Origin of the sequence: Brenneria roseae subsp. americana, assembly GCF_003115815.1 — a bacterium.
GTDB classification, from domain to species: Bacteria; Pseudomonadota; Gammaproteobacteria; order Enterobacterales; family Enterobacteriaceae; genus Brenneria; species Brenneria roseae.
The window spans coordinates 28,972-50,382 of record NZ_QDKJ01000009.1; the positions used below are offsets into that span (position 1 = coordinate 28,972).

The 21,411-nt window shown below is 52.1% G+C and carries 20 protein-coding genes; 7 read left to right on the forward strand and 13 right to left on the reverse strand.

Annotated features, from left to right (window positions below; genetic code table 11):
• Nucleotides 1-328 precede the first annotated feature (328 nt).
• The 5 genes from B4923_RS12605 to B4923_RS12625 are packed head-to-tail and all read left to right on the forward strand — an operon-like array spanning nucleotide 329 to nucleotide 4,971.
• Nucleotides 329-1,045, forward strand: coding sequence for an ABC transporter permease (locus B4923_RS12605; protein WP_109054719.1), 717 nt, complete (start codon nucleotides 329-331; stop codon nucleotides 1,043-1,045).
• On the forward strand, nucleotides 1,045-1,779 hold the full coding sequence (locus B4923_RS12610; protein WP_109054720.1) for an ABC transporter permease: 735 nt from the start codon (nucleotides 1,045-1,047) through the stop codon (nucleotides 1,777-1,779). The genes B4923_RS12605 and B4923_RS12610 overlap by 1 nt, the downstream gene beginning before the upstream one ends.
• The gene (locus tag B4923_RS12615) at nucleotides 1,776-2,540 is read left to right on the forward strand and encodes an ABC transporter ATP-binding protein (RefSeq protein ID WP_109054721.1); all 765 of its coding nucleotides are present in this window, start codon (nucleotides 1,776-1,778) and stop codon (nucleotides 2,538-2,540) included. The genes B4923_RS12610 and B4923_RS12615 overlap by 4 nt, the downstream gene beginning before the upstream one ends.
• A 49-nt stretch (nucleotides 2,541-2,589) precedes the next feature.
• The gene (locus tag B4923_RS12620) at nucleotides 2,590-3,459 is read left to right on the forward strand and encodes a transporter substrate-binding domain-containing protein (RefSeq protein WP_109054722.1); all 870 of its coding nucleotides are present in this window, start codon (nucleotides 2,590-2,592) and stop codon (nucleotides 3,457-3,459) included.
• A 57-nt stretch (nucleotides 3,460-3,516) separates the two neighbouring features.
• Nucleotides 3,517-4,971, forward strand: a complete 1,455-nt coding sequence (locus B4923_RS12625; RefSeq protein WP_109054723.1) for a M20 family metallopeptidase — start codon at nucleotides 3,517-3,519, stop codon at nucleotides 4,969-4,971.
• Nucleotides 4,972-5,047: 76 nt separating this feature from the next.
• On the opposite strand, the gene trpS is transcribed toward B4923_RS12625, so the two are convergent.
• From trpS to pilM, 12 genes are all read right to left on the reverse strand, one after another.
• Complete coding sequence (trpS, locus tag B4923_RS12630; protein ID WP_109054724.1) at nucleotides 5,048-6,055, reverse strand: tryptophan--tRNA ligase; 1,008 nt, start codon at nucleotides 6,053-6,055, stop codon at nucleotides 5,048-5,050.
• On the reverse strand, nucleotides 6,052-6,756 hold the full coding sequence (locus tag B4923_RS12635; RefSeq protein ID WP_109054725.1) for a phosphoglycolate phosphatase: 705 nt from the start codon (nucleotides 6,754-6,756) through the stop codon (nucleotides 6,052-6,054). The genes trpS and B4923_RS12635 overlap by 4 nt, the downstream gene beginning before the upstream one ends.
• Complete coding sequence (rpe, locus tag B4923_RS12640) at nucleotides 6,749-7,426, reverse strand: ribulose-phosphate 3-epimerase (protein ID WP_109054726.1); 678 nt, start codon at nucleotides 7,424-7,426, stop codon at nucleotides 6,749-6,751. Before rpe ends, B4923_RS12635 begins: the two co-directional genes overlap by 8 nt.
• Before the next feature lie 160 nt (nucleotides 7,427-7,586).
• Complete coding sequence (gene dam, locus B4923_RS12645) at nucleotides 7,587-8,399, reverse strand: adenine-specific DNA-methyltransferase (protein WP_109054727.1); 813 nt, start codon at nucleotides 8,397-8,399, stop codon at nucleotides 7,587-7,589.
• A gap of 79 nt (nucleotides 8,400-8,478) precedes the next feature.
• Nucleotides 8,479-9,414: an SPOR domain-containing protein gene (locus B4923_RS12650; RefSeq protein ID WP_109054728.1), complete on the reverse strand. Its 936-nt coding sequence runs from the start codon at nucleotides 9,412-9,414 to the stop codon at nucleotides 8,479-8,481.
• A gap of 150 nt (nucleotides 9,415-9,564) precedes the next feature.
• Nucleotides 9,565-10,650 (reverse strand): 3-dehydroquinate synthase, encoded by a 1,086-nt coding sequence (aroB, locus tag B4923_RS12655; RefSeq protein WP_109054729.1) that lies wholly within the window; start codon nucleotides 10,648-10,650, stop codon nucleotides 9,565-9,567.
• Nucleotides 10,651-10,704: 54 nt separating this feature from the next.
• Nucleotides 10,705-11,226, reverse strand: a complete 522-nt coding sequence (gene aroK / locus B4923_RS12660; protein WP_109054730.1) for a shikimate kinase AroK — start codon at nucleotides 11,224-11,226, stop codon at nucleotides 10,705-10,707.
• A 517-nt stretch (nucleotides 11,227-11,743) separates the two neighbouring features.
• On the reverse strand, nucleotides 11,744-12,985 hold the full coding sequence (hofQ, locus tag B4923_RS12670) for a DNA uptake porin HofQ (protein ID WP_425428627.1): 1,242 nt from the start codon (nucleotides 12,983-12,985) through the stop codon (nucleotides 11,744-11,746).
• A gap of 78 nt (nucleotides 12,986-13,063) precedes the next feature.
• Nucleotides 13,064-13,447 (reverse strand): HofP DNA utilization family protein, encoded by a 384-nt coding sequence (locus B4923_RS12675; RefSeq protein WP_245929586.1) that lies wholly within the window; start codon nucleotides 13,445-13,447, stop codon nucleotides 13,064-13,066.
• Nucleotide 13,448: 1 nt separating this feature from the next.
• Complete coding sequence (locus B4923_RS12680) at nucleotides 13,449-14,027, reverse strand: hypothetical protein (protein ID WP_109054731.1); 579 nt, start codon at nucleotides 14,025-14,027, stop codon at nucleotides 13,449-13,451.
• Complete coding sequence (locus tag B4923_RS12685) at nucleotides 14,020-14,589, reverse strand: PilN domain-containing protein (RefSeq protein ID WP_109054732.1); 570 nt, start codon at nucleotides 14,587-14,589, stop codon at nucleotides 14,020-14,022. Before B4923_RS12685 ends, B4923_RS12680 begins: the two co-directional genes overlap by 8 nt.
• A 2-nt stretch (nucleotides 14,590-14,591) precedes the next feature.
• Complete coding sequence (gene pilM, locus B4923_RS12690; protein ID WP_109054870.1) at nucleotides 14,592-15,446, reverse strand: type IV pilus biogenesis protein PilM; 855 nt, start codon at nucleotides 15,444-15,446, stop codon at nucleotides 14,592-14,594.
• Between the two features lie 146 nt (nucleotides 15,447-15,592).
• On the opposite strand from pilM, the gene mrcA reads away from it, so the two are divergent.
• Entirely contained in the window at nucleotides 15,593-18,148 is a 2,556-nt protein-coding gene (mrcA, locus tag B4923_RS12695) for a peptidoglycan glycosyltransferase/peptidoglycan DD-transpeptidase MrcA (protein WP_109054733.1), read from the forward strand.
• Between the two features lie 58 nt (nucleotides 18,149-18,206).
• On the opposite strand, the gene nudE is transcribed toward mrcA, so the two are convergent.
• A complete protein-coding gene (gene nudE / locus B4923_RS12700; protein ID WP_109054734.1) occupies nucleotides 18,207-18,764 on the reverse strand; it encodes an ADP compounds hydrolase NudE in 558 nt (185 codons plus the stop codon).
• A gap of 439 nt (nucleotides 18,765-19,203) precedes the next feature.
• Here nudE and B4923_RS12705 point away from each other — a divergent pair, with 439 nt between their 5' ends.
• Nucleotides 19,204-21,339 carry an intracellular growth attenuator family protein gene (locus B4923_RS12705; RefSeq protein WP_109054735.1) on the forward strand — a complete coding sequence of 712 codons (2,136 nt, stop codon included), beginning with the start codon at nucleotides 19,204-19,206 and terminating at the stop codon, nucleotides 21,337-21,339.
• Nucleotides 21,340-21,411 lie beyond the last annotated feature (72 nt).

A 21,411-nucleotide genomic window follows, 5' to 3' on the forward strand; every position in this document is an offset into this window, starting at 1 on the left:
CCGCCCTATCTAGCCTATTTTGAAGACGTTCACATTAATTAATAAGCAAAATATATGAATAAATAGTCAATTGACGAACAGGTAAAATATGGCCTGGATATTGCTTCGCATCCTAAGCACTTTAGTGTGAGAACCATGGCGAATGGCGAATAACCGATCGTCTGTTACTACCTGATCATGTCTCTTTGCTTTATGGGCAACACGTTCTCTAGCTGAGTTATCTATCTGCATCGTCGTTCCCGAACAGGATGTGCGGTCCTCTGATCACAAAAACAGTTCTGATCACCGCGTATTTAATGACAGAACAATAAGAAGTTGGGAGCTATTCGTGGAAGAAATAACTTTCTGGCAACTCATCAGTTTTGGTGAACATGGCTGGGGGAAATTATTACTGATTGGTACCGGCATGACGCTCGCGCTGGCAAGCTGCGGTTTTCTGCTTGGCGCATTCATCGGTACGCTCGGCGCATGGTCAAAAATCTGCGGTAATCGCCCAATTCGCTATCTGGCTGATGGTTATACCACCATCACGCGCGGCATCCCGGATCTGCTTATTATCTACCTGCTTTACTTTGGCGGCAGTTCCGCGTTAACCATGCTGGGCAAACTCTTTGGCAACGAGGGCTTTATCGGCTTCCCCGGTTTTCTTGCCGGGGTGTTTGCCGTTGGCGTCTCTTCCGGAGCACAACAAACGGAAGTTTTTCGCGGCGCATTCTATGCCGTATCCCGCGGTGAAATCGAAGCCGCCAAAGCCTGCGGTATGCCAACGCTGCTACGACTTCGACGTATCATTGTGCCGCTTTTGCTGCGTCATGCTATTCCGTCGCTGGGTAATGTCTGGCAGCTGGTGTTAAAAACCTCCGCTCTGGTATCGGTTACCGGCGTTGCCGAACTCCTGACCCAATCGCAGACCGGCGCGGGCTCAACGGGCAAACCGTTTGATTTCTTTATGGCTGCCGCCATTCTGTATCTGATTATCTCTATCTGTTCTGGCTGGATCATGCGCCGGGCGGAGTCCTATTATTCCCGGGGTGTGAAACGCTGATGGATTTTCCTTTTATTTATGAAACGTTTCTGGAGATTATTCCCGGTATTCCGCTCACACTGCAACTCGCCATCGGTTCCGTATCATTAGGTTTCTTTCTGGCGTTGGGGCTGGCGTTAATGCAGCTTTCCACTTACCGGATACTGCAATCCATTGCACGGACCTATGTGCTGTTTTTCCGCGGCACGCCGCTGCTGGTACAGCTCTTTCTTATCTATTACGGATTGGGGCAATTTACCTGGGTGCGGGAAAGTGTTCTATGGCCGGTACTGCGTGAGCCCTATTGGTGCGCGCTGCTGTCGCTCAGTTTATGTACCGGGGCTTACGCCAGTGAAATCATTCGTGGCGGACTGCAATCCGTACCCGACGGACAAATCGAAGCGGCCCGCGCCTGCGGCATGCCCAGACGCATGATTTTCAAGCGCATCATTTTCCCGCTGGCGATCCGTCAGGCGTTGCCCGCTTACGGTAATGAATTGATCTCCATGATCAAATCAACCTCGCTGGCATCCATTATTACGCTGATGGAAATTACCGGTATTGCCGCGCGCATCATTGCGGAAACCTACCGGGCACTCGAAGTTTTCCTGGTTGCCGGGGCGATCTATTTATTTATCAACCTTATCCTGACACGTCTGCTGATGTGGGCCGAATTTACCATGACCCCACATTTACGTGCGCCTGGCGCATCATCGACTGCCAAAAAAATTAAGAAACTGGGAGATCTTCAATGACCACACCCGCCATCAGCCTGCGCAACATTCACAAAAGCTTTGGTTCTCTGGAAGTGCTGAAAGGGATCTCTTTTGAAGCCAGTCAGGGTGAAGTGATTTCTATTCTTGGCTCATCCGGCTCCGGGAAGTCCACCCTGCTGCGCTGCATTAATATGCTGGAGCTTCCCGATCAGGGAGAGATCGTCGTCGCCGGTGAATCCATTGAAATGAAACCCAACCGCAAAGGACAACACCGACCGTCGAATCCGAAACAGATTGACCGCATACGCAGCCAGCTCGGGATGGTCTTTCAGAACTTCAACCTGTGGTCACACAAAACGGTTCTGGAAAATATTATTGAAGCGCCGGTTCATGTGTTGAAGCGTCCACATGCTGAATGCGTGGCGCATGCCGAGCAACTGCTGGAAAAAGTGGGGTTGGCGGACAAGCGGCATTACTACCCTTCCCATCTGTCTGGCGGCCAGCAGCAGCGCGCCGCGATTGCCCGCGCACTGGCCATGGCGCCCAAGGTTATGCTATTCGATGAACCCACATCGGCGCTCGATCCCGAACTGGTCGGCGAAGTGTTACGCGTCATGCGTACGCTGGCAGACGAAGGCATGACCATGCTGGTGGTCACGCATGAAATGGATTTCGCCCGAGAAGTCTCTAACCGCGTGGTGTTCCTGCATCAGGGTGAAATTGAAGAGCAGGGTACGCCGGAGCAGGTTTTCACCGCCAGTCAGTCCGCCCGCTTCAGGCAATTTATCGCCAGTTGGTAAATCATCTACTTGACAGATAGTCAAACTATAACACCGGGAGAACACCATTATGATGAAGTCAAAATTAAAAACGATCGTCTGTTCACTGTGTCTGGCAGGCACGCTGGCCGCTTCATTCGGCGCATCGGCTGAAGAGAAAAAATGGACGACGGTGCGTATCGCCACTGAAGGCGCTTTCCATCCTTATAATTTTACCAAGCCAGACGGTACGCTGGATGGTTTTGAAATCGATATGTATAAAATTCTGTGCGATAGCATGCAGGTGAAGTGCGAAATCATCGTGCAGCCCTTTACCAGTACCATTCCGGCACTGAACGCCGGCAAGTTTGACGCCATCATCTCCGGTATGTCCGCTACAGACAAGCGTCGGGAAGTCATCGATTTCAGCCAGCCCTACTCGCAAACCGGACAAACTTTCGCCGTGCTGAAATCCAGTACGTTAGCCAAAGAATTCCCTGACGAAGGCAAACGCTTCTCCATGAAACCTGAGGATGAAGCGGCATCCGTAGCGGAAATTGAAAAACTGAAACCGCTGCTGAAAGGCAAAACCATTGGCGTACAGTCCGCTTCAATCGCCAGCACGTTCCTGGATAAGTATTTAAAAGGCGTCATGACCGTACGTGAATACAAAACCACACAGGAACACGATCTTGACCTGAAAGCCGGACGCGTCGATCTGGTTATTGCTTCCGCCGCCTACCTGAAAGGCGTGACTGAAAAACCCGGCAACACCGACATCGTCACGCCCGGACCGCTGTTTATCGGTGGCATCCTGGGAAGTGGCTCTTCCGTTGGCCTGCGTAAGAGCGATCCTGAATTAAAAGCCATGTTCAACGCGGCCATTGAGAAAGCTAAAAACGACGGCACGCTGAAACAGCTGAGTGAGAAGTGGTTTGGCATGGATACGTCACCACTCTGAGTCTCTCAGAACATGAAGTCCACGCCTTGTCATAACAAAATGAAGAGCATATAGCGCATGAACCTAACACAGACTGAAGAGGTACTGCCGCCAGTCGATCGTCAAACCGTGGAAGAGATCTGCGGATTAATTGCGGCTAAACGGCAACAGTTTTTTACCCTGAGTGATGGCATATGGGATACGCCAGAACTGAACTATCAGGAATACCGTTCCGCCGCACAGCATGAAGCGGCGCTGAAAGCAGAAGGTTTTCACCTGACGAAAGGCATTGCCGGTATGCCAACCGCATTACTGGGGGAATTTGGCGAAGGAAAGCCGGTCATTGCGATCCTTGGTGAATATGACGCGCTGCCGGGGTTAAGCCAGCAGGCGAACGTTACAGAACCCGCACCGTTGGAAAACGGCGGTAACGGGCACGGTTGCGGACATAATCTGTTGGGCACGGCCGCATTACAGGCCGCAACCGCCGTCAAAGACTACCTGCAAAAACACGCGATGCAGGGAACCGTGCGTTTCTATGGCTGCCCGGCAGAAGAAGGCGGATCGTCAAAAGGCTTTATGGTAAAAGCCGGTGTGTTTGACGACGTCGATATCGCTATCTGCTGGCATCCGGCGACGTTTACCGGCGTCAACAGCCCGGTATCACTGGCCTGCAACGAGCTGAATTTTTACTTTAAAGGCCGCTCCGCCCATGCGGCCAGCAGCCCGCACCTGGGACGCAGCGCGCTGGATGCCGTCGAGTTAATGAACGTTGGCGTTAACTATATGCGTGAGCATATGCCCTCTTCCGCCCGCGTACATTACGCCATTACCGACAGCGGCGGCCACGCGCCTAACGTAGTTCAGGCCAATGCAACCGTTCGCTATCTTGTTCGGGCGCGGCAATTGCCAGAGCTGCATCAGCTGGTCAAACGGGTGAAAAAAATCGCCGAAGGCGCCGCGTTGATGACCGAAACCGAAGTCAGCCACGAAGTGCTTAGCGGCGATGCCAACCTGATCGGCAACCCGCCGCTGGAACAGCGCATGCATGAACACTTGCTGACGCTGGGGCCAATTGAGTTTGACGAACACGATCGCCAGCTCGCCGCTAAATTTCAGACCGCGATGACAGAGGAAGACATTGCGAACTCTTACGCTCGGTTTGGTGTAAAACCACAGCCGGGTCTGGCACTGCACGACGATATCTATCCGCTTTATAGCCCCAATGAAGCCTTTATCGGCTCCACGGATGTGGGAACCGTAAGCTGGGTGGTACCGACCGTCCAGATCCGTAGTGCAACCTATGCTATCGGCACGCCGGCCCACTCATGGCAGTTGGTCGCGCAGGGTAAAACGGAAGCGGCGCACAAAGGTATGGAATATGCCGCCAAAGCGATGGCGTCACTGGCTATCGATCTGATGTTGACGCCGGAGTTGATCGCTCAGGCCAAAGCCGACCATCAAGCCAAGCTCCGGCAGACGCCGTTCGAGAACCCAATTCCGGATGATGTGTTTCCACCGCTGCCGCAGTAACTGAATAAAAGCCGTAAGGCTATCAGAGAAAGAAGGGTAATCAGGAGGCAAAAGCCTCCTGATTATTATTTAACCTTTACGGACGAGGGACAAATCCAACCGCGTTATACACTTTCTTCAGCGTTTCCTGGGCACGGGCGCTGGCTTTCTCCGCGCCCTCACGCATGACCTGCTGCAAGAAGGCCTCGTCATTACGGAAGCGATGATAACGTTCCTGTAGTTCTGTCAACATGCCGGACACCGCATCGGCAACGGCGCCTTTCAGGTGACCATACATTTGGCCGCTGAATTCCTGCTCCAGCTCGGCGATGGTTTTTCCTGTCACGGCAGAAAGAATGTCCAGCAGGTTAGATACCCCGGCTTTATTCACGATGTCGTAGCGCACAACAGGCGGCTCATCGGAATCCGTTACCGCACGTTTGATCTTCTTCACCACCGACTTCGGATCTTCCAGCAGACCAATCACGTTGTTACGGTTATCGTCCGACTTGGACATCTTCTTGCTCGGGTCCAGTAGCGACATCACGCGAGCACCTGACTTCGGTATAAACGGTTCAGGGATTTTGAAAATGTTATCGCCGTACAGGCTATTGAAACGCTGGGCGACGTCCCGGCTCAGTTCCAGATGCTGTTTCTGATCTTCCCCCACTGGCACCTGAGTGGTTTGATACAGCAGAATGTCAGCCGCCATCAGCACGGGATAATCAAACAAACCCGCGTTGATATTTTCTTCATAACGCGCCGATTTATCTTTAAATTGCGTCATGCGGCCCAGTTCACCGAAATACGCATAACAGTTCAGCACCCAGCTCAGTTGGCTATGTTCCGGTACATGTGACTGCACAAAGATAGTGCTCTTCTTCGGGTCAATCCCGCAGGCGAGGTAAAGCGCCAGCGTATCCAGCGTCGCTTTGCGTAACTGCTGCGGATCCTGACGCACCGTAATGGCATGCAAATCAACGATGCAATAGATGCAATCGTAGTCATCTTGCATATTAACCCACTGACGTAGCGCCCCCATGTAGTTACCAATGGTTAATTCGCCAGACGGCTGTGCACCGCTAAATACGATGGGTTTGCTCATGCTAATGCTTCCTGATTTTTTAAAGATGACGGCCCGACAAGGGGCAATAGATCGGCAAAACGGTCCAGCACGACGTCAGGATGACTCAATTCGATCGCTTCACCATAGTTATATCCATAAGTCATGCCGACGCAGGGGCAGCCGGCCGCCTGAGATGCCTGAATATCATTACGCGAATCACCCACAAACAGCAATTCGCTGGCGCGGAGTCCCAACTTGCCCAGGACCAGATACAAGGGCGCGGGGTGCGGCTTTTTGGCCACTACATCGTCGCCGCCGATAATCAGCGAAAAGTATTCGTCAATGTCCAGCGACGCCAACAACGGCGCAACGAACGGCGTGGGTTTGTTGGTGACCACCGCCATTGGCAAGCCTTGCTGCGCCAGCGCCGCCAGCGTCTCTTTCACCTGAGGGAAAAGCGTACTGCCACTATCCACGGTTTCAGCATAGTAGCGGTCAAACCGTTCCCGGGTCTCACTCAATCGCGATGCGGTTGGTTCAACACCCGCCCAACGCAGCGCCCGTTCAACCAGTACGTCCGCACCATTACCAATCCAGGTCGCCACTCGCGCTTCACCCGCCGCGGGTAATGATTGCGCCTGTAGCGCTAAATCAACGGCGGCGGCCAACCCCGGGGCACTGTTAATTAGCGTACCATCCAAATCAAATGCCAGCCCGCGAATCGGCGTCATGTCAGTCATGCCCCACCCTGCTCAATTCACCGCGCATCTGTTCAATGACGGCACGGTAGTCCGACGCACCAAAAATAGCCGAACCGGCCACGAACATATCGGCACCCGCCGCCGCGATATCACCAATGTTATCCACTTTGACGCCGCCATCCACTTCAAGCCGGATGTCATAACCGCTGTCATCAATCAGCTTGCGTACCTGACGCAATTTATCCAGCGTCCCCGGAATGAAGGATTGGCCGCCAAAGCCCGGGTTGACGGACATCAATAGGATAATGTCCAGTTTATCCATGACGTAATCGAGGTAGCTGAGCGGGGTTGCCGGATTGAAAACCAGGCCCGCTTTACAGCCATGATCTTTGATCAATTGCAGAGAACGATCGACGTGTTCCGACGCTTCCGGGTGGAACGTAATGAAACTCGCTCCCGCTTTGGCAAAATCGGGGATGATACGATCAACCGGCTTCACCATCAGGTGCACATCAATCGGGGCGGTAATGCCATAATCCCGCAGGGATTTCAGCACCAGAGGACCGATAGTCAGATTAGGGACATAGTGATTATCCATCACATCAAAGTGCACCACATCAGCGCCAGCGGCCAGTACGTTAGCCGTATCTTCACCGAGCCGGGCAAAATCAGCCGACAGAATAGACGGGGCGATTAAAAACGGTTTCATTTGCTTCTCCAAACGATAAGTCTGAATTTCTGCTGCCGGAGCGTCCGTTTACCCATCCTCCGCTCAGCGAGAATTATTGAACATAGTTATTGAACAATACGACTGTCCAGCCAATCATCTTTCCGTTTCCCGGAACCCTGCTGTGCTTGGCGTCGGCAAATTAACAGTACAAGGCCAATAGCTCGTTTACTTTACTACGTCCCAGAATATTACGGCTAATCGTTCGACGCGCCTTGACCACATAAAGTGAAGCATCCTGATACCATTCACGGGTTAACACCGTATCATGATTGGAAATCAGCACCGGAATCTGACTTTCAACCGACAAACGCTGCGCCAATCTGGCCAGGTTCTGCTGATCGACATGATTAAAATTATTGGTGTGATACGCCGTAAAATTCGCGGTTGCCGACAGCGGGGCATAAGGAGGATCGCAATACACAACCGACCCCGGCTCCGCTTTAGTCAATGTTTGCTGATAATGTTCGCAGACAAACGTTGCACTTTTGGCCTTAAACGCAAACCAGCGAATCTCTTCTTCCGGAAAATAAGGTTTCTTGTAACGCCCGAACGGAACGTTGAATTCACCGCGCATGTTATAGCGGCACAGGCCGTTATAACAATGACGGTTCAGGTAAAGAAACAATACCGCACGACGGTAAGCATCTGTACAAAGATTAAACTCTTCACGCAGCAGATAAAACGTCGTTGACGTATTAACTTCCTCCGTAAACAACTTACGAGAGTCACGTACAAATTCGTCAGTGTTTGACTTGACGATATTATACAGGTTGATCAGGTCGCTATTAATATCTGCCAATATGTAGCTGTCGTACTCTGTATTCAAAAATACAGAACCCGCGCCAACAAAGGGCTCGATAAGGCAGTCTCCTGCGGGTAAATAGCGACGAATCTCTTCTACCAGCGGATATTTACCACCAGCCCATTTTAAAAAAGCGCGGTTTTTCTTCATGCCGTCGTTAGTTACTCATACGTTTCAGAGCCGCGGATTGTACTCTGTGTCAGACAGCACATCAGGGCTAAAATTGGTGTTACTTATTCAAGTCCTGCTTCACCTGACGGATCGGCTTAACCCATGGTTTTTTCGCTTGTACATCAGCAGGCAGTGTTGTAATAGCCTGTCTTGCTTCGGCAGGGGAAGCATAGACTCCGCTCACTAACACATACCAGGATTTTCCGTCACGTTTAGTTTCATAGACCCACGAATGGCTAAGATTATGCTGTTTGGCGTAGGCTGCCAGCGTATCTGAACGAGATGCGCTGCTCAGCTGCAAAGTAAAATGGCTGTCAGGTGCGGTCTGTATCGAACGACCTGATGCAGGGGACGCATTGGCAGGCTTGCTGGTTACTGCGGGAGACGTCGCCTTCGGCGTCCCCGTGGTCGCAGGCCTGCTGCTGTGAGTATTTTTTTCCACCGGTGGCATCTTCGCAGCCGGTACGAGCGTCGCGGGAGCCGACGGCAGCGTGGTTCCCGTCGCGCCTTGAGAGAATTCGTCGACACGGCCCTGCTGCTGAGAAAGCGCATCCGTAATATTACCCGGTAATTCAATGCGCTGCTGACCGCTCGGCTGCGGCTGGACGGCGGCTTCCGTCGGCGTGCCGGAAATAGGCGGCGCACTCAGCGTCTGTGGCGCATGAGTTGCCTCCCCCGGAATCGCAGCAGGATTTTCAGTGGATGTGGCGGGCTGTGAATCTTGCGTCATCGAAGACGATGAAGAGAGATCGATGCTCTTTTCATCGCCGCTTTGGCTTTGAGCCTGAGACGTCTCTGGACGAGAAGGCGCCTGTAAAGCAGAACCAATCCCAATAATCAGCAATACCAGCACCAAAATCCCGATGCCAATCATCAGGTGTTGTCTGGAAAGCGTGATTTTCGGTGCGGAAAAGCGGCTGCTTTTTTGCTGACGTGTGGGTCGACGGTCACTGGTATCAGGCTTCAGCTCATCTTCCGGCTTAAACTCATCCATTTAAAACCCCCCAACTGAAAGGCTAAAATCCGCAACATTATCCTCGTTACGAATTGTTAAATCATAATGCATTGTATTTTATTAACCATAAACCATCGGCGCTCATCTGTCGTTAACACTTGTTATTTCGTTAACACGACAGTGAAACACTCAGGCAAGACAATCAGCTATCGACGCCAGCACAATATCATGCGCCACGCCACCACGGACTTCTGAATGACCAATAGATGTCGGCAGCACAAGACGCAGCTCACCCGCCAGCACTTTTTTATCACGCATCATATGGGGAAGATAAGATTCCGGCGTCATCTGCGCCGGCCCATTCACTGGCAAGCCGGCCCGAACCAGTAATGATTTGATTCGTTCGATATCGTCGACAGCAAACTGTCCGAGACGCCGGGCGGTATGAGCCGCCATCACCATACCGGCAGCAACCGCTTCGCCATGCAACCAATTACCGTATCCCATTTCCGCTTCTATCGCATGACCGTAGGTATGCCCAAGGTTAAGCAACGCGCGCACGCCACTTTCGCGTTCGTCAGCGGCGACCACCGCCGCTTTCAGTTCGCAGCAACGGCGGATACAGTAAGCCAGCGCATCATGCTGCAATGAACGCACCGCTTCAATGTTCTCTTCCAGCCAGAAAAAGAAATCACGATCCAGAATAATGCCGTACTTGATGACCTCTGCCAGACCCGACGACAGTTCGCGTGCCGGTAAAGTATTCAGACAGTCCAGATCAATAACAACGGATACCGGCTGGTAGAACGCGCCAATCATGTTTTTACCCAGCGGGTGATTCACCGCGGTTTTACCGCCAACAGAGGAATCAACCTGCGACAACAGTGTGGTCGGCACCTGGATAAAACGGACGCCCCGCTGATAACTCGCGGCGGCAAAACCGGCAAGATCGCCAATCACACCACCACCCAAGGCAACAATGGTGGTATCACGACCGTGTGGCTTGGCAAGTAATGCGGTAAATACCTGATCCAATACGGTCAGAGATTTATATTTCTCGCCATCCGGCAAGATGACCTGATCAACATGGACACCGTTTTGTTCAAGCACACGGCGCACACGTTCAAGATAGAGAGGGGCCAATGTCTGGTTGGTTACCAGCATGGCCTGATCCCCGGCCTGCAACGGCATAAAAGAAGCCGAATCATTAAACAATCCGGCGGCTATCGTAATGGGATAACTACGTTCCGCTAATGTTACGGTAATTCTTTCCATGCTCGCTCAATTGCCTGTTAAAAATCAGCATGATATAAAAACCATGCGTTACAATCAGTTGCTTTCCAGCATGTTGATGATCTGGTTGGCAACTACCTTGGCGCTTTGTTCGTCAGTTCGGATAGTGACATCGGCGATTTCCTCATACAGCGGATTCCGCTCTCTCGCCAACTCTTCCAGCACTTCGCGCGGCGGTGATTCAACCTGAAGCAACGGACGCTTTTTATCACGCTGTGTACGGGCGAGTTGTTTCTCGATCGTCGTTTCCAGATACACGACGACGCCACGCGCGGAAAGGCGATTGCGTGTCTCACGAGACTTGACCGAACCACCGCCTGTTGCCAGAACGATACCTTGCTTTTCCGTCAATTCATTAATAATTTTCTCTTCTCGATCGCGGAAGCCTTCTTCGCCTTCCAAATCGAACACCCAGCCCACATCAGCTCCGGTGCGTCGCTCAATTTCTTGATCGGAGTCGAAAAACTCCATATTGAGTTGCTGAGCTAACTGACGGCCAATAGTGCTTTTGCCGGCACCCATAGGCCCAACCAGAAAGATATTGCGTTTCTCTGCCATGTTTTTTGGTATTACTAAGACAATTCGTTAATGATAACCCGCCCCGCCAATCAACCCAGCGACGGGACCTAAACTGAAACCTCATGAGCGATAGTGCGAGAATCAGACAAAAAATTATCTCAATACTCAGGGTAGTTTGGCAACCGAATAAAATGTCACACCTTAGCCAAGCGGATAATATAGTGTGTTTTATCGACATTTTCGGTGGAACAACACTTCAGTGCTCAATTCGCTAACCCTTGTAAGCTAAATCCGCCGCAGCGTCAAACTTAGAAGCCATGAATCAATCAAAATATTACACCGTTGTCATGAAAACACGACGTTGCGCTGCAAATAAGAAGCCCGGTGAATTCAGCACGCGCCCAATCCCCGCCTTATGACAGAGCGGTTGAGCGGAATAAGACGCACGCCGACAGAGTACCGATCTTTCCCCGGCGGCCCCCGCAACGCCTCCCTCATCTTACATGTCCATTCACCCGCTCCACGGCAGCGAACAAGACTTTCCGCTATTCGCTTTTTACCACGAGGGAATTAGCGTCGGCGTGATAAAAATAACCAACTCCCTTCGGGTATGTTGCTGCGTATTGTTTTTGAATAAATGCCCCAATACCGGAATATCGCCTAAAGCGGGCACCTGACGACGACTGTTCTTCTTCTGTTGCTGGAAGATCCCGCCCAAAACGATGGTTTCACCATCGGCCACCGTGACCTGCGTTTGTATTTCCTGCTTATCAATCGCCAACGCTTCACCATTGTCACTCTGCTTTATCGTCTGTCCCGGCATATTCTGGCTGATCTTCAAATTTAGCGTGATGCGCCCGGCCCGCAGAATACTGGGGGTCACTTCCATCCCCAAAACAGCCTCCTTAAACTCAATCGACGTTGAGCCACTGGCGCCGCTGGAAACCTGATAAGGGATTTCCGTTCCTTGTTTAATACTGGCCGTCTGCTGATGCGCGGTAAACAGCCTGGGACTGGCGATGATTTCAAGCTGATTTTCCTGCTCTAACGCCATTAACTCCAAATCAAGCAATCGGCCATTCAACCGAGCCAGATGAAACCCGGCATTTACCGCCGGCGTTTCGACAGGAAGGCTGACATTGAAATTGTTTAGCCTGAGCGCCTTGTTCGCCATCTCACTACTTCCCAGCCCCCAGCTCACCCCCAGCTCTTGCAGGTTCTCACTGCTGATCGTCACAATATGTGCAGCCAATTGCACCTGTGACAAAGGTAAATCCAGTTCACTCACCCAGGGTTTGAGCTGTGCTAACGCGGATTCCGTATCGCGAATCAACAGCGTGTTGGTTCGCTTGTCCACCGTCACGCTACCGCGCGCCGTCAGCAACGCCCCTTTTTGTGCCTGAACGCTGGTTGCCACCTCGGTTGCATCCGCATACCGCAACGAAACAGAAAGGTTCTGCAGCGGTTGCTTTTGGGTTTGTTGAGCGAGCGATTCCTCTTTTTGACGTTCGACTGCCTCAAGATGTCCGGCAGGATAGACCAACAATACATTGCCATCACGTTCTACTGTCAATTGCCCCATGCGCAAAACGATATCCAACGCCTGTTGCCAGGGAACCTCCGCCAGCCGAACATTCAGTTTGCCCTCTACTCCGGGAGCGACAACCAGATTTAACTGTTGATGATCCGCCAGCGCCTGAAGCACCCGTTGAATAGCCGTATCTTCAAACGCCATAGATACCCGCTGCGCTGCCCTTGCCGGGGCCAACAGGCTGATAAACAGTAACGTTAGCACCATCATTTTCTGTACGAACACAAACCGACGCTTCATAACCTTCCTTGTTGTAGACAGCCGTTGCCAAACCGAACCGTGCGCCTAGTGAGCGACGAGCTTATTAATGAACGGGGATGCCAGAGAAACCATCGCTGGCAAGCCATCACAGCTTCCGGTCCTCGCCACCGGCGTTAATTGCATCCCCGATTTATTCAGTTGGCTGACCTGCCAACTGCCCGGCGGGATCACTTCGCCTTGCTTCAGTTTTATCCATTGGTCGTCTGACTGTTCCAGCCATCCCACCCAATGCTCGCCAGTACCGATCACACCTTTCATTTGCCATTGCTGCGTCGCATTGATTTGGGAGCAGGCTGCGATAGATAAGGGGTGAAAAGGATCGCGGCGAATTTCCAGCGCATTGCCCGACACCGGAGCCAGAGTACATAAGGCAATGGGCAACAGCGCTATACGGATGCGACCGATCACCTTATTCAACTTTCTTACCCCGCCCGATTGTGGGTCTCATTACGGTCATTTCGACATGCAACGCCCTGTCCGTATATGATGAACTTTCCGTTGATTTCACAACCAATTGATCCATTCGCAGCACATAGGGCAGCGAAATAAACTGACGTACTACGTTTAACAGCCCCTGATAATCTGAACGGAAGGTCAATATCCAGGCGGTTTCCTCAGCGATAAGCGTTGATTGCCGCACAGCGGGCTGCCAGGAAAGCAGTACGGCGCCAGACCGGGAAAGCGGTTCCGTCGCCAATTGCGCCACCCTATCCACATGAAATGGTGCCTTACCCGTTGTCCATGCGGTTAACTGCGTTTGCATGTCGGCAAGCGCCGGCATTGTGGCCAATTGCTGCTGAATATTTTGTATACCGAGAGATTGCTCGCCAATCTGCTGTTCGACATCCGCCATCTCCCGCCTGACCTCCCCCAACACCAGCCAGTTCCCCAGCAAGATAAAAACCGTCATCAGAGCAATTTGCGCTATCGCCAGTAGCCAAAATGGCTGACTTATCCAGACGGTCCAGTTAAGCATTGGGTTAGTCATGTGCAACTCCACTGCCAGCAGGCTCTTCGGTTTGCCAGTCAGCCTGAAGGGCAAAATGCAAGAGCGAACGCCCGTTCTGCTGTCTGAGCGCATTGAGAATACGAACTCTCCCCATTGAAGGGTGGCGACCCAACGCCCGGTTCAGGTTGACAATGTCGGTATAGTTTTCACTCATCCCGGCGATCGACAGGTGTGTTCCACGATCGGCGATCTCCGTCAGCCAAAGACGTTCCGGCATCATCAATGAGAGCTGTTCCAGCAGACTGAGATAGCGTTGATTGTGGCGATTCCCTGCCGCGTCAACCTCATGCTGTGCCTGATGCTGCTGTAGCTTTTCCCATATCTGGCGGGTCTGTTGATATTGTGCAACCCATTGCTGGCGCTGTGCGGATACGTCGCCCAGCTCACGCAGTAACAACGTATATTGCCGATGCCAGAGCGAGTAAACGATCCCGAATAGAACGGCGGCCAACAATAGTTGTAGCAGCAGCGCCATCAGCCAATTACGTGCGCGGCGCCATAAACGCCGCTGACGCCAGGGTAAAAAATTGACCAGCAGCATATTCAGGCATCTCCGGGGCGTAAAGCCAGACCACCCGCAATAACAAAAGCTGGGGGAAAATCAGGTAGTGGCGGCTGCATGTGGTTAAACGCCACCAGCGGTGACCATGAAAGTAACGCATCAGACTCGCTCCCCGTCGTAAAAGAAGAGGAGGTACTACTGTAATAGGCGACATCATCAATCTGCTGCCCGTACCGGGCGCTGACCCATGGCAGAATCGCGGACTCCTCCGTCCATTCATCGCCGTGAATCATGCCGAAATGAAAGGCATGATTCAGCGGAGAAACCCAAAGCCATCCGTCTACCAGACGATGCAGGAAAATTCGGTTGTTTTTGAGTCCGGCAAGGGCCGCCATACAGCGAATGGCGCAAGCCGAAATATCAACGACCTCAGGATGCAGATCCACGGCATGCAGACATTCAAGCCAACGCGCCAGTTCGCTTCGCCGCGCGGCGGTAATTAATAAAGAACCGGGCGCGTGCGGATCCTCACGGTAATCCATTGATAGCGAGTCACTGCTTATCGGCAGCTTGCGAGCCGCCATGCTCTCGATGTACCAACTGCGTTCAGGCTCTCGCAATCGGTTATCCGGCGCAGACAGGCGCTGTTGCAATACCTGTTGGGCAGGAAAAGCGACACGTAGTGAAATATGACGGGGCAACAACCGACGCCATTTCAGCAAGACCTCACAAAGTGCCTCAGTATGGTGTAAACTACCCGAGCGTAATGTGTCGTCCGGTAATGGGAACTGCCACCAGTGGCGCAGTTGCCAGCCGTAGCGGCGATGCTGAACCGCCAGCGCGCGCATGAAACCATTTTGTATATCCAATCCAACCCGCCAGATGTGATAAGCCATGTTCAACCCGATATCCTTATTTAATACACCCAATCGCTTTTCAAGCTGCAGGGTATAAAAGAACGTATCCACAGTGCTGGCTTACCTTTATACTAGCGCGCGATTGTTTATAAACTGTCCAAACGCTATTGAATGGAAAATCTCAGGTGAAGTTCGTAAAGTATTTACTCATCCTTGCAGTGACTTGCATCCTGTTGGGAGCAGCCTCGATATATGGTTTGTACCGTTATATCGAACCACAGTTGCCCGATGTCGCCACGCTGAAAGACATTCGGCTGCAAACCCCCATGCAGGTATACAGCGCCGATGGTGAGCTGATTGCTCAATTTGGTGAGAAACGCCGCATCCCGCTGAAACTGGATCAAATTCCTCCGGTAATGGTTCACGCCTTTATCGCAACGGAAGACAGCCGTTTCTATGAGCACCACGGCGTCGATCCGGTGGGGATTATTCGTGCCGCTTCGATTGCGTTAACATCCGGCCACGCTTCGCAGGGGGCCAGCACCATTACGCAACAGCTTGCCAGAAACTTTTTCCTGAGCCCGGAACGCACGCTGATACGTAAAATCAAGGAAGTCTTCCTGGCGATCCGTATCGAGCAACTGCTCACCAAAGATGAAATTCTTGAGCTCTATCTGAACAAGATTTATCTCGGCTACCGGGCTTACGGCGTCGGAGCCGCGGCACACGTTTACTTTGGCCGCCCTGTCGATCAGTTGACGCTGAGTGAAATGGCGATGATTGCCGGTCTGCCGAAGGCGCCTTCAACCTTTAACCCGCTTTATTCCTATGACCGCGCGATAGCTCGCCGTAATGTGGTGCTGACCCGCATGAGAGATGAAAACTACATCACTCAGGCTGAGTATGACGCCGCGCGTAGCGAGAAGCTGGAAGCCAACTATCATGCGCCGCAGATTGCCTTCTCCGCACCGTATATCGCCGAGATGGCGCGTCAGGAAATGGTGAAACGTTATGGCGACGACGCTTATAACGACGGCTACAAGGTCTACACCACCATTACCAGAAAATTACAGCTGGCGGCACAGGATGCTCTGCGTAATAACGTCATAGCCTACGACATGCGCCACGGCTACCGCGGTCCGGACAAGGTGTTGTGGAAAGTGGGCGAAAGCGCCTGGGATCAGGCGAAAATTGTCGCCACGTTGAAAACGCTGCCGGTCTACGGCCCGATGTTCCCCGCCGTCATCATCAACACCACCGCCGATAAAGCCATTGCGGTGATGTCTGACGGCAGCAACATTTCTCTGCCAATGGCCGGTATGCGCTGGGCTCGTCCTTATCGCTCCGATACCCAACAGGGACCGACACCTAAACGCGTCACCGATGTCGTGCAAACCGGTCAGCAAGTGTGGGTGCGTAAGGTAGATGATGATTGGTGGCTGGGACAGGTGCCGGATGTCAACTCCGCGCTGGTCTCCCTCAACCCAACCAACGGGGCGATTGAAGCGCTGGTTGGCGGTTTTGACTTCAACCAAAGCAATTTCAATCGTGCGACACAGGCGCTGCGCCAGATTGGTTCTAACATCAAGCCTTTCCTTTACACCGCCGCCATGGATAAAGGCCTGACGCTGGCAACCATCCTCAACGACGTACCGATTACACGCTGGGATCCGGGCGCAGGTTCGGATTGGCGGCCTAAAAACTCGCCGGCAACCTATGACGGCCCGATCCGGTTGCGTCAGGGTTTAGGACAGTCCAAGAATGTGGTAATGGTTCGTGCCATGAGGGCCATGGGCGTCGATTATGCTGCCGATTACCTACGGCGTTTCGGCTTCCCTGAACAGAACATCGTTCATACCGAGTCGCTGGCGCTGGGAGCGGCGTCTTTCACCCCGCTTCAGGTGGTACGCGGTTATGCCGTGATGTCTAACGGTGGCTATCTGGTTGATCCGTATTTCATCACCAAAATCGAGAGCGAAGCCGGCGGTACCATCTTTACCGCCACGCCGAAAGTGGTCTGCGATACCTGTAATTTGCCGTTAGTGTATGGTGAAACATCGCGTTCTTTGATGTTGTCTGCCGATAGTATGGAAAACGTCGCGACCTCTCGGGAAAATCCGCAGGGTGTACTGCCAATGCCGCAACTTGAGCCGGTTACGCCACAGGAAGCCCAGCAAAGTACCGCACAACCTTATGCTCCACATGTGATCAGTACACCGTTGGCCTTCCTGATCAAAGATGCGCTGAACAGTAACGTCTTCGGTGAACCGGGTTGGATGGGGACTGGCTGGCGTGCCGGTCGTGAACTGAAGCGTCGTGATATCGGCGGAAAAACCGGCACAACAAACAGTTCCAAAGATGCCTGGTTCTCTGGCTACGGCCCGAACCTGGTTACCTCTGTCTGGATCGGCTTTGACGATCACCGCCGGGATCTCGGCACCAGCAGCGCGTCTGGCGTCATTAAGGATCAGATTTCAGGCTATGAAGGCGGTGCAAAATCCGCTCAACCCGCCTGGGACGACTTTATGAAGGTCGCACTGGCTGACGTACCCGAACAGCCTTTGACGCCGCCGCCCGGTATCGTCAGCGTGACGATCGACCGCAGCAGCGGCAGATTGTCCAACGGGGGGGGAAACAGTCGCTCCGAATACTTTATTGAAGGAACGCAGCCGACCGAATATGAAGTGCATGAAGTTGGCACGACACTGATGGATAACGGACAAAGCGAAGAACTGTTCTGAGGCGCCTCAGAACACAAAAGGCGCAGATTTCTGCGCCTTTTTGCTTATCATACGTCGATTAACGCGATGAACGGTTCAGCCAATCCTGAGCTAAAAACAGAGCGCTAACGTTACGCGCTTCCCGGAAGTCGGGGTCCTGTAGCAGCGACATCATGTCGCTTAAGGGCCAGCGCACTTTCGGCATCGGTTCCGGCTCATCGCCTTCCCGGGTTTGCGGATATAAGCCGCGGGCCACCACGATATTCATCTGACTGGAAAAATAAGAAGGCGCCATCGTCAATGTCGCCAGCAGATCCATTTGTTCTGCGCCAAATCCGACTTCTTCCATCAGTTCACGGTTGGCCGCCTCAAATACCGTTTCACCTGGATCAATCAGCCCTTTTGGGAAGCCAAGTTCATACTGTTCAATCCCCACGGCATATTCGCGGATCAGCAACAGTTCATCGTCAATGATCGGCACAATCATCACGGCCTGACGCCCGGAAGGTCGCATCCGCTCATAAACCCGGCGTACGCCGTTGCTAAACTCCAGATCGATGGATTCAACATTAAACAGGCGTGAACGCGCAACCGTCTCTACCTTAAGGATTTTGGGTTTTTGCAGGTTATGACTCATAATGGCCCCATAGGAATATTACGACCAGAACGACACCTTAATCCAACCTGGATGAACGATAGCCACTACCTTCACCCCGCATGCTGGCGTGCCGCTAATGAAAAAGGATCGTTAATATTCTTCTTTGATCTTGCTCACATTGTGCGTTAACAACCCTCTCGCTGCAACTACTGCGATTGTGAATTACTTTTCCGTAACATGCCATATACATTAGCGAATTTAAAACAATCGCCAAAAGTCAATATCGTGGCGAAAAATCAGATGATCCTTATTTTAGCGACTCCCTCTGCTTGTTACTATCATCCCCTTACGCAGTGAGTTTCCGTTGTTTTTTAATTATTAATCCAAAAAAACAAGACCATACGGGTTATCATCGATTGCATAGGTTTGTTAAACTCTGGCAACGACAAGGAGCAGGCTGCTTTGGAATGGAGATAAGATGAGCACAATATTTACCATCCTGGCTATATTGTTTGCCTGTCTAATCGCTGTCGGTGTTTTTATTATCTACCGTATGCGCGAGCGTTTGCCATTCGTTAAGCCATTGCCTGCGACACAATCGTTACCTCGCCAGCTGACGCTGGAAGAACGTCAGGTTGTTGAACAGTATCTCGCTCAGGAAAACACGCAGAAAACGGCGCCGCTTGATACGCCCAATGCGCAGCCGCGACTTCCCCGTTCATTACAAAGTAACCGGGTTTATCCGATTACCCATACCATCACGCGCTATGGTCTACGTACTGATTCACAAAATAAGTGGCGCTATTATATTGATACGCAGGAAATTCACCTGCCCCCCAGTTGGGAACAATATATTACCGAGAATAACAGCGTTGAGCTGATCAAAACCCGTTCCATCCCCCTGGTCATTTCCCTGAATGGACATTCGCTGGCAGAGTGCATAGACACGCCCGAAGCCATGTCCGTGCCAAATATTCCGATGCTTAACGCATCCATCAGTCAGGAAGAGAATGAACACGCCGAGCTGATTACCATCCGCAAGGAAACCCGGGAGGAGCATGCCATCCACCATTCCGGCGGTTTGAAAGAAGCCGCCGTGCTATGTCTGTCGTTTTTATTGTTATTTATCAGTCTGAACAGCCCCATCCCCCTGCTGCCCTGGCTCACCGGCACCGCCGCTTTACTGGCGGCCTGGGCTATCTGGCAGCTTTTTCGCTCGCCTTCCCACAAGGAATTGCGGGATGTTCACTGCCTGCACGGTACACCGCAGAGTCTCGGACTCTTTGGCGAATCCAATCAGGGGTTAGGTAATATCTCGCTCGGCAATATCGACCTGATTTATCCGCCGCATTGGCAACCCTATATCGGTAACGATCTGGGACGAAAAACCGATGTTGATATCTATCTGAACCGGCAGGTCATCCGACAAGGCGAGCACCTGTCATTGCATGATGAAGTGAAACACTTTCCCTTACAGCCATGGGGGAAAAATCTGCTGCTGGCAGCGGGGTCGTTCCTCAGTCTGATCCTGTTAATCACTAATGTTCCACTGGAATTGCCATTAAAACTCAGCATGGCATGGCTTCAGGGAGCGCAACATATCAAAGTAGTTCAGGTGGATGAGTTGGAAAAGATACCACTCAAAATCGGTGATACGCTGGAAGTACAAGGATCGGGGATGTGCTATGTCCCCGCCGGGATCCAGCCCGCGGCAACGCCGCTGAGTTATGCCTTTACCCCTTTTGATTGTTCCGCAATTTACTGGAATCACGCGGATCCATTGCCGCTGCCGGAATCAGACATTATTGAAAAGGCGTCCGCATTGCTGAAGACCGTGAATAGCCAGCTACATCCGCAAACGGATAAAGACGGGCAGATAAATTCGCAGCTTGCTTCCGCCATTCAGAAATCAGGCATGATTCTGCTGAATAACTTTTCGGATATCGTACTGAAAACACAGACCCTTTGTGAACAGGAAGGCGATTGTATCCGTCTGAAAAATGCCCTCATCAATTTAGGCAACGTCAAAACCTGGGATGTCCTGGTAAAACGGGCCGATTCGGGTGCGCTGAAAGGCATGAATGTACTGTTGCGCCCGGTTAGCGCGGAAGCGTTGGAATCACTCGTCAACAGCTCAACCGATTTTTTCTTCTATCAGGAAATCAATAACGCGGCGGACTCACTGAATAGTCCGCCGCCGGGAGGGTTCCTGATTCGAAGCGATGAAGGACGCCAGTTGGTCAGCCATCCTTTGCCGCCGATGCCGCTGAGCGAGTATCGGGCTTCAGACCAATGGCAAGAGCTCCAACGGCTGTCCGCTATGTTGCTGCACACGCCGTTTAATGCCGCCGGTGTGATTACTCAACTCAATACCGACGCCAACGGCACGCAGCATATCAGCCTCCATAGTGAGCCGGATATGATTACGCTATGGCGCTATCTGGGCAGTTGCCTGCTATTGCTGCTTTTCTCTGTGATTCTGCTCGTCAATCTGGCGCTGCTCGTCACCAAAATACGCAAGAGTCAACAGCGGATAACCAGCATTCAGCATTACTATGCCGAACGTTTTCATACGGCAGGGGCATTGCCGGACAATCGCTCCCCGCTATCCTGATCGTCATCCCTGCCAATTATCATCAAGGGTTATGTTACTCTGACAAACATACGCATTAGTTTCTCCGCCATA

Excerpts from the sequence above, each read along its gene's own strand:
- B4923_RS12610 (WP_109054720.1), top strand. The coding sequence starts at position 1,045 with ATGGATTTTCCTTTTATTTATGAAACGTTTCTGGAGATTATTCCCGGT.
- B4923_RS12615 (WP_109054721.1), top strand. The coding sequence starts at position 1,776 with ATGACCACACCCGCCATCAGCCTGCGCAACATTCACAAAAGCTTTGGT.
- B4923_RS12620 (WP_109054722.1), top strand. The coding sequence starts at position 2,590 with ATGATGAAGTCAAAATTAAAAACGATCGTCTGTTCACTGTGTCTGGCA.
- B4923_RS12625 (WP_109054723.1), top strand. The coding sequence starts at position 3,517 with ATGAACCTAACACAGACTGAAGAGGTACTGCCGCCAGTCGATCGTCAA.
- trpS (WP_109054724.1), bottom strand. The coding sequence starts at position 6,055 with ATGAGCAAACCCATCGTATTTAGCGGTGCACAGCCGTCTGGCGAATTA.
- B4923_RS12635 (WP_109054725.1), bottom strand. The coding sequence starts at position 6,756 with ATGACTGACATGACGCCGATTCGCGGGCTGGCATTTGATTTGGATGGT.
- rpe (WP_109054726.1), bottom strand. The coding sequence starts at position 7,426 with ATGAAACCGTTTTTAATCGCCCCGTCTATTCTGTCGGCTGATTTTGCC.
- dam (WP_109054727.1), bottom strand. The coding sequence starts at position 8,399 with ATGAAGAAAAACCGCGCTTTTTTAAAATGGGCTGGTGGTAAATATCCG.
- B4923_RS12650 (WP_109054728.1), bottom strand. The coding sequence starts at position 9,414 with ATGGATGAGTTTAAGCCGGAAGATGAGCTGAAGCCTGATACCAGTGAC.
- aroB (WP_109054729.1), bottom strand. The coding sequence starts at position 10,650 with ATGGAAAGAATTACCGTAACATTAGCGGAACGTAGTTATCCCATTACG.
- aroK (WP_109054730.1), bottom strand. The coding sequence starts at position 11,226 with ATGGCAGAGAAACGCAATATCTTTCTGGTTGGGCCTATGGGTGCCGGC.
- hofQ (WP_425428627.1), bottom strand. The coding sequence starts at position 12,985 with ATGGTGCTAACGTTACTGTTTATCAGCCTGTTGGCCCCGGCAAGGGCA.
- B4923_RS12680 (WP_109054731.1), bottom strand. The coding sequence starts at position 14,027 with ATGACTAACCCAATGCTTAACTGGACCGTCTGGATAAGTCAGCCATTT.
- B4923_RS12685 (WP_109054732.1), bottom strand. The coding sequence starts at position 14,589 with ATGCTGCTGGTCAATTTTTTACCCTGGCGTCAGCGGCGTTTATGGCGC.
- pilM (WP_109054870.1), bottom strand. The coding sequence starts at position 15,446 with ATGGCTTATCACATCTGGCGGGTTGGATTGGATATACAAAATGGTTTC.
- nudE (WP_109054734.1), bottom strand. The coding sequence starts at position 18,764 with ATGAGTCATAACCTGCAAAAACCCAAAATCCTTAAGGTAGAGACGGTT.
- B4923_RS12705 (WP_109054735.1), top strand. The coding sequence starts at position 19,204 with ATGAGCACAATATTTACCATCCTGGCTATATTGTTTGCCTGTCTAATC.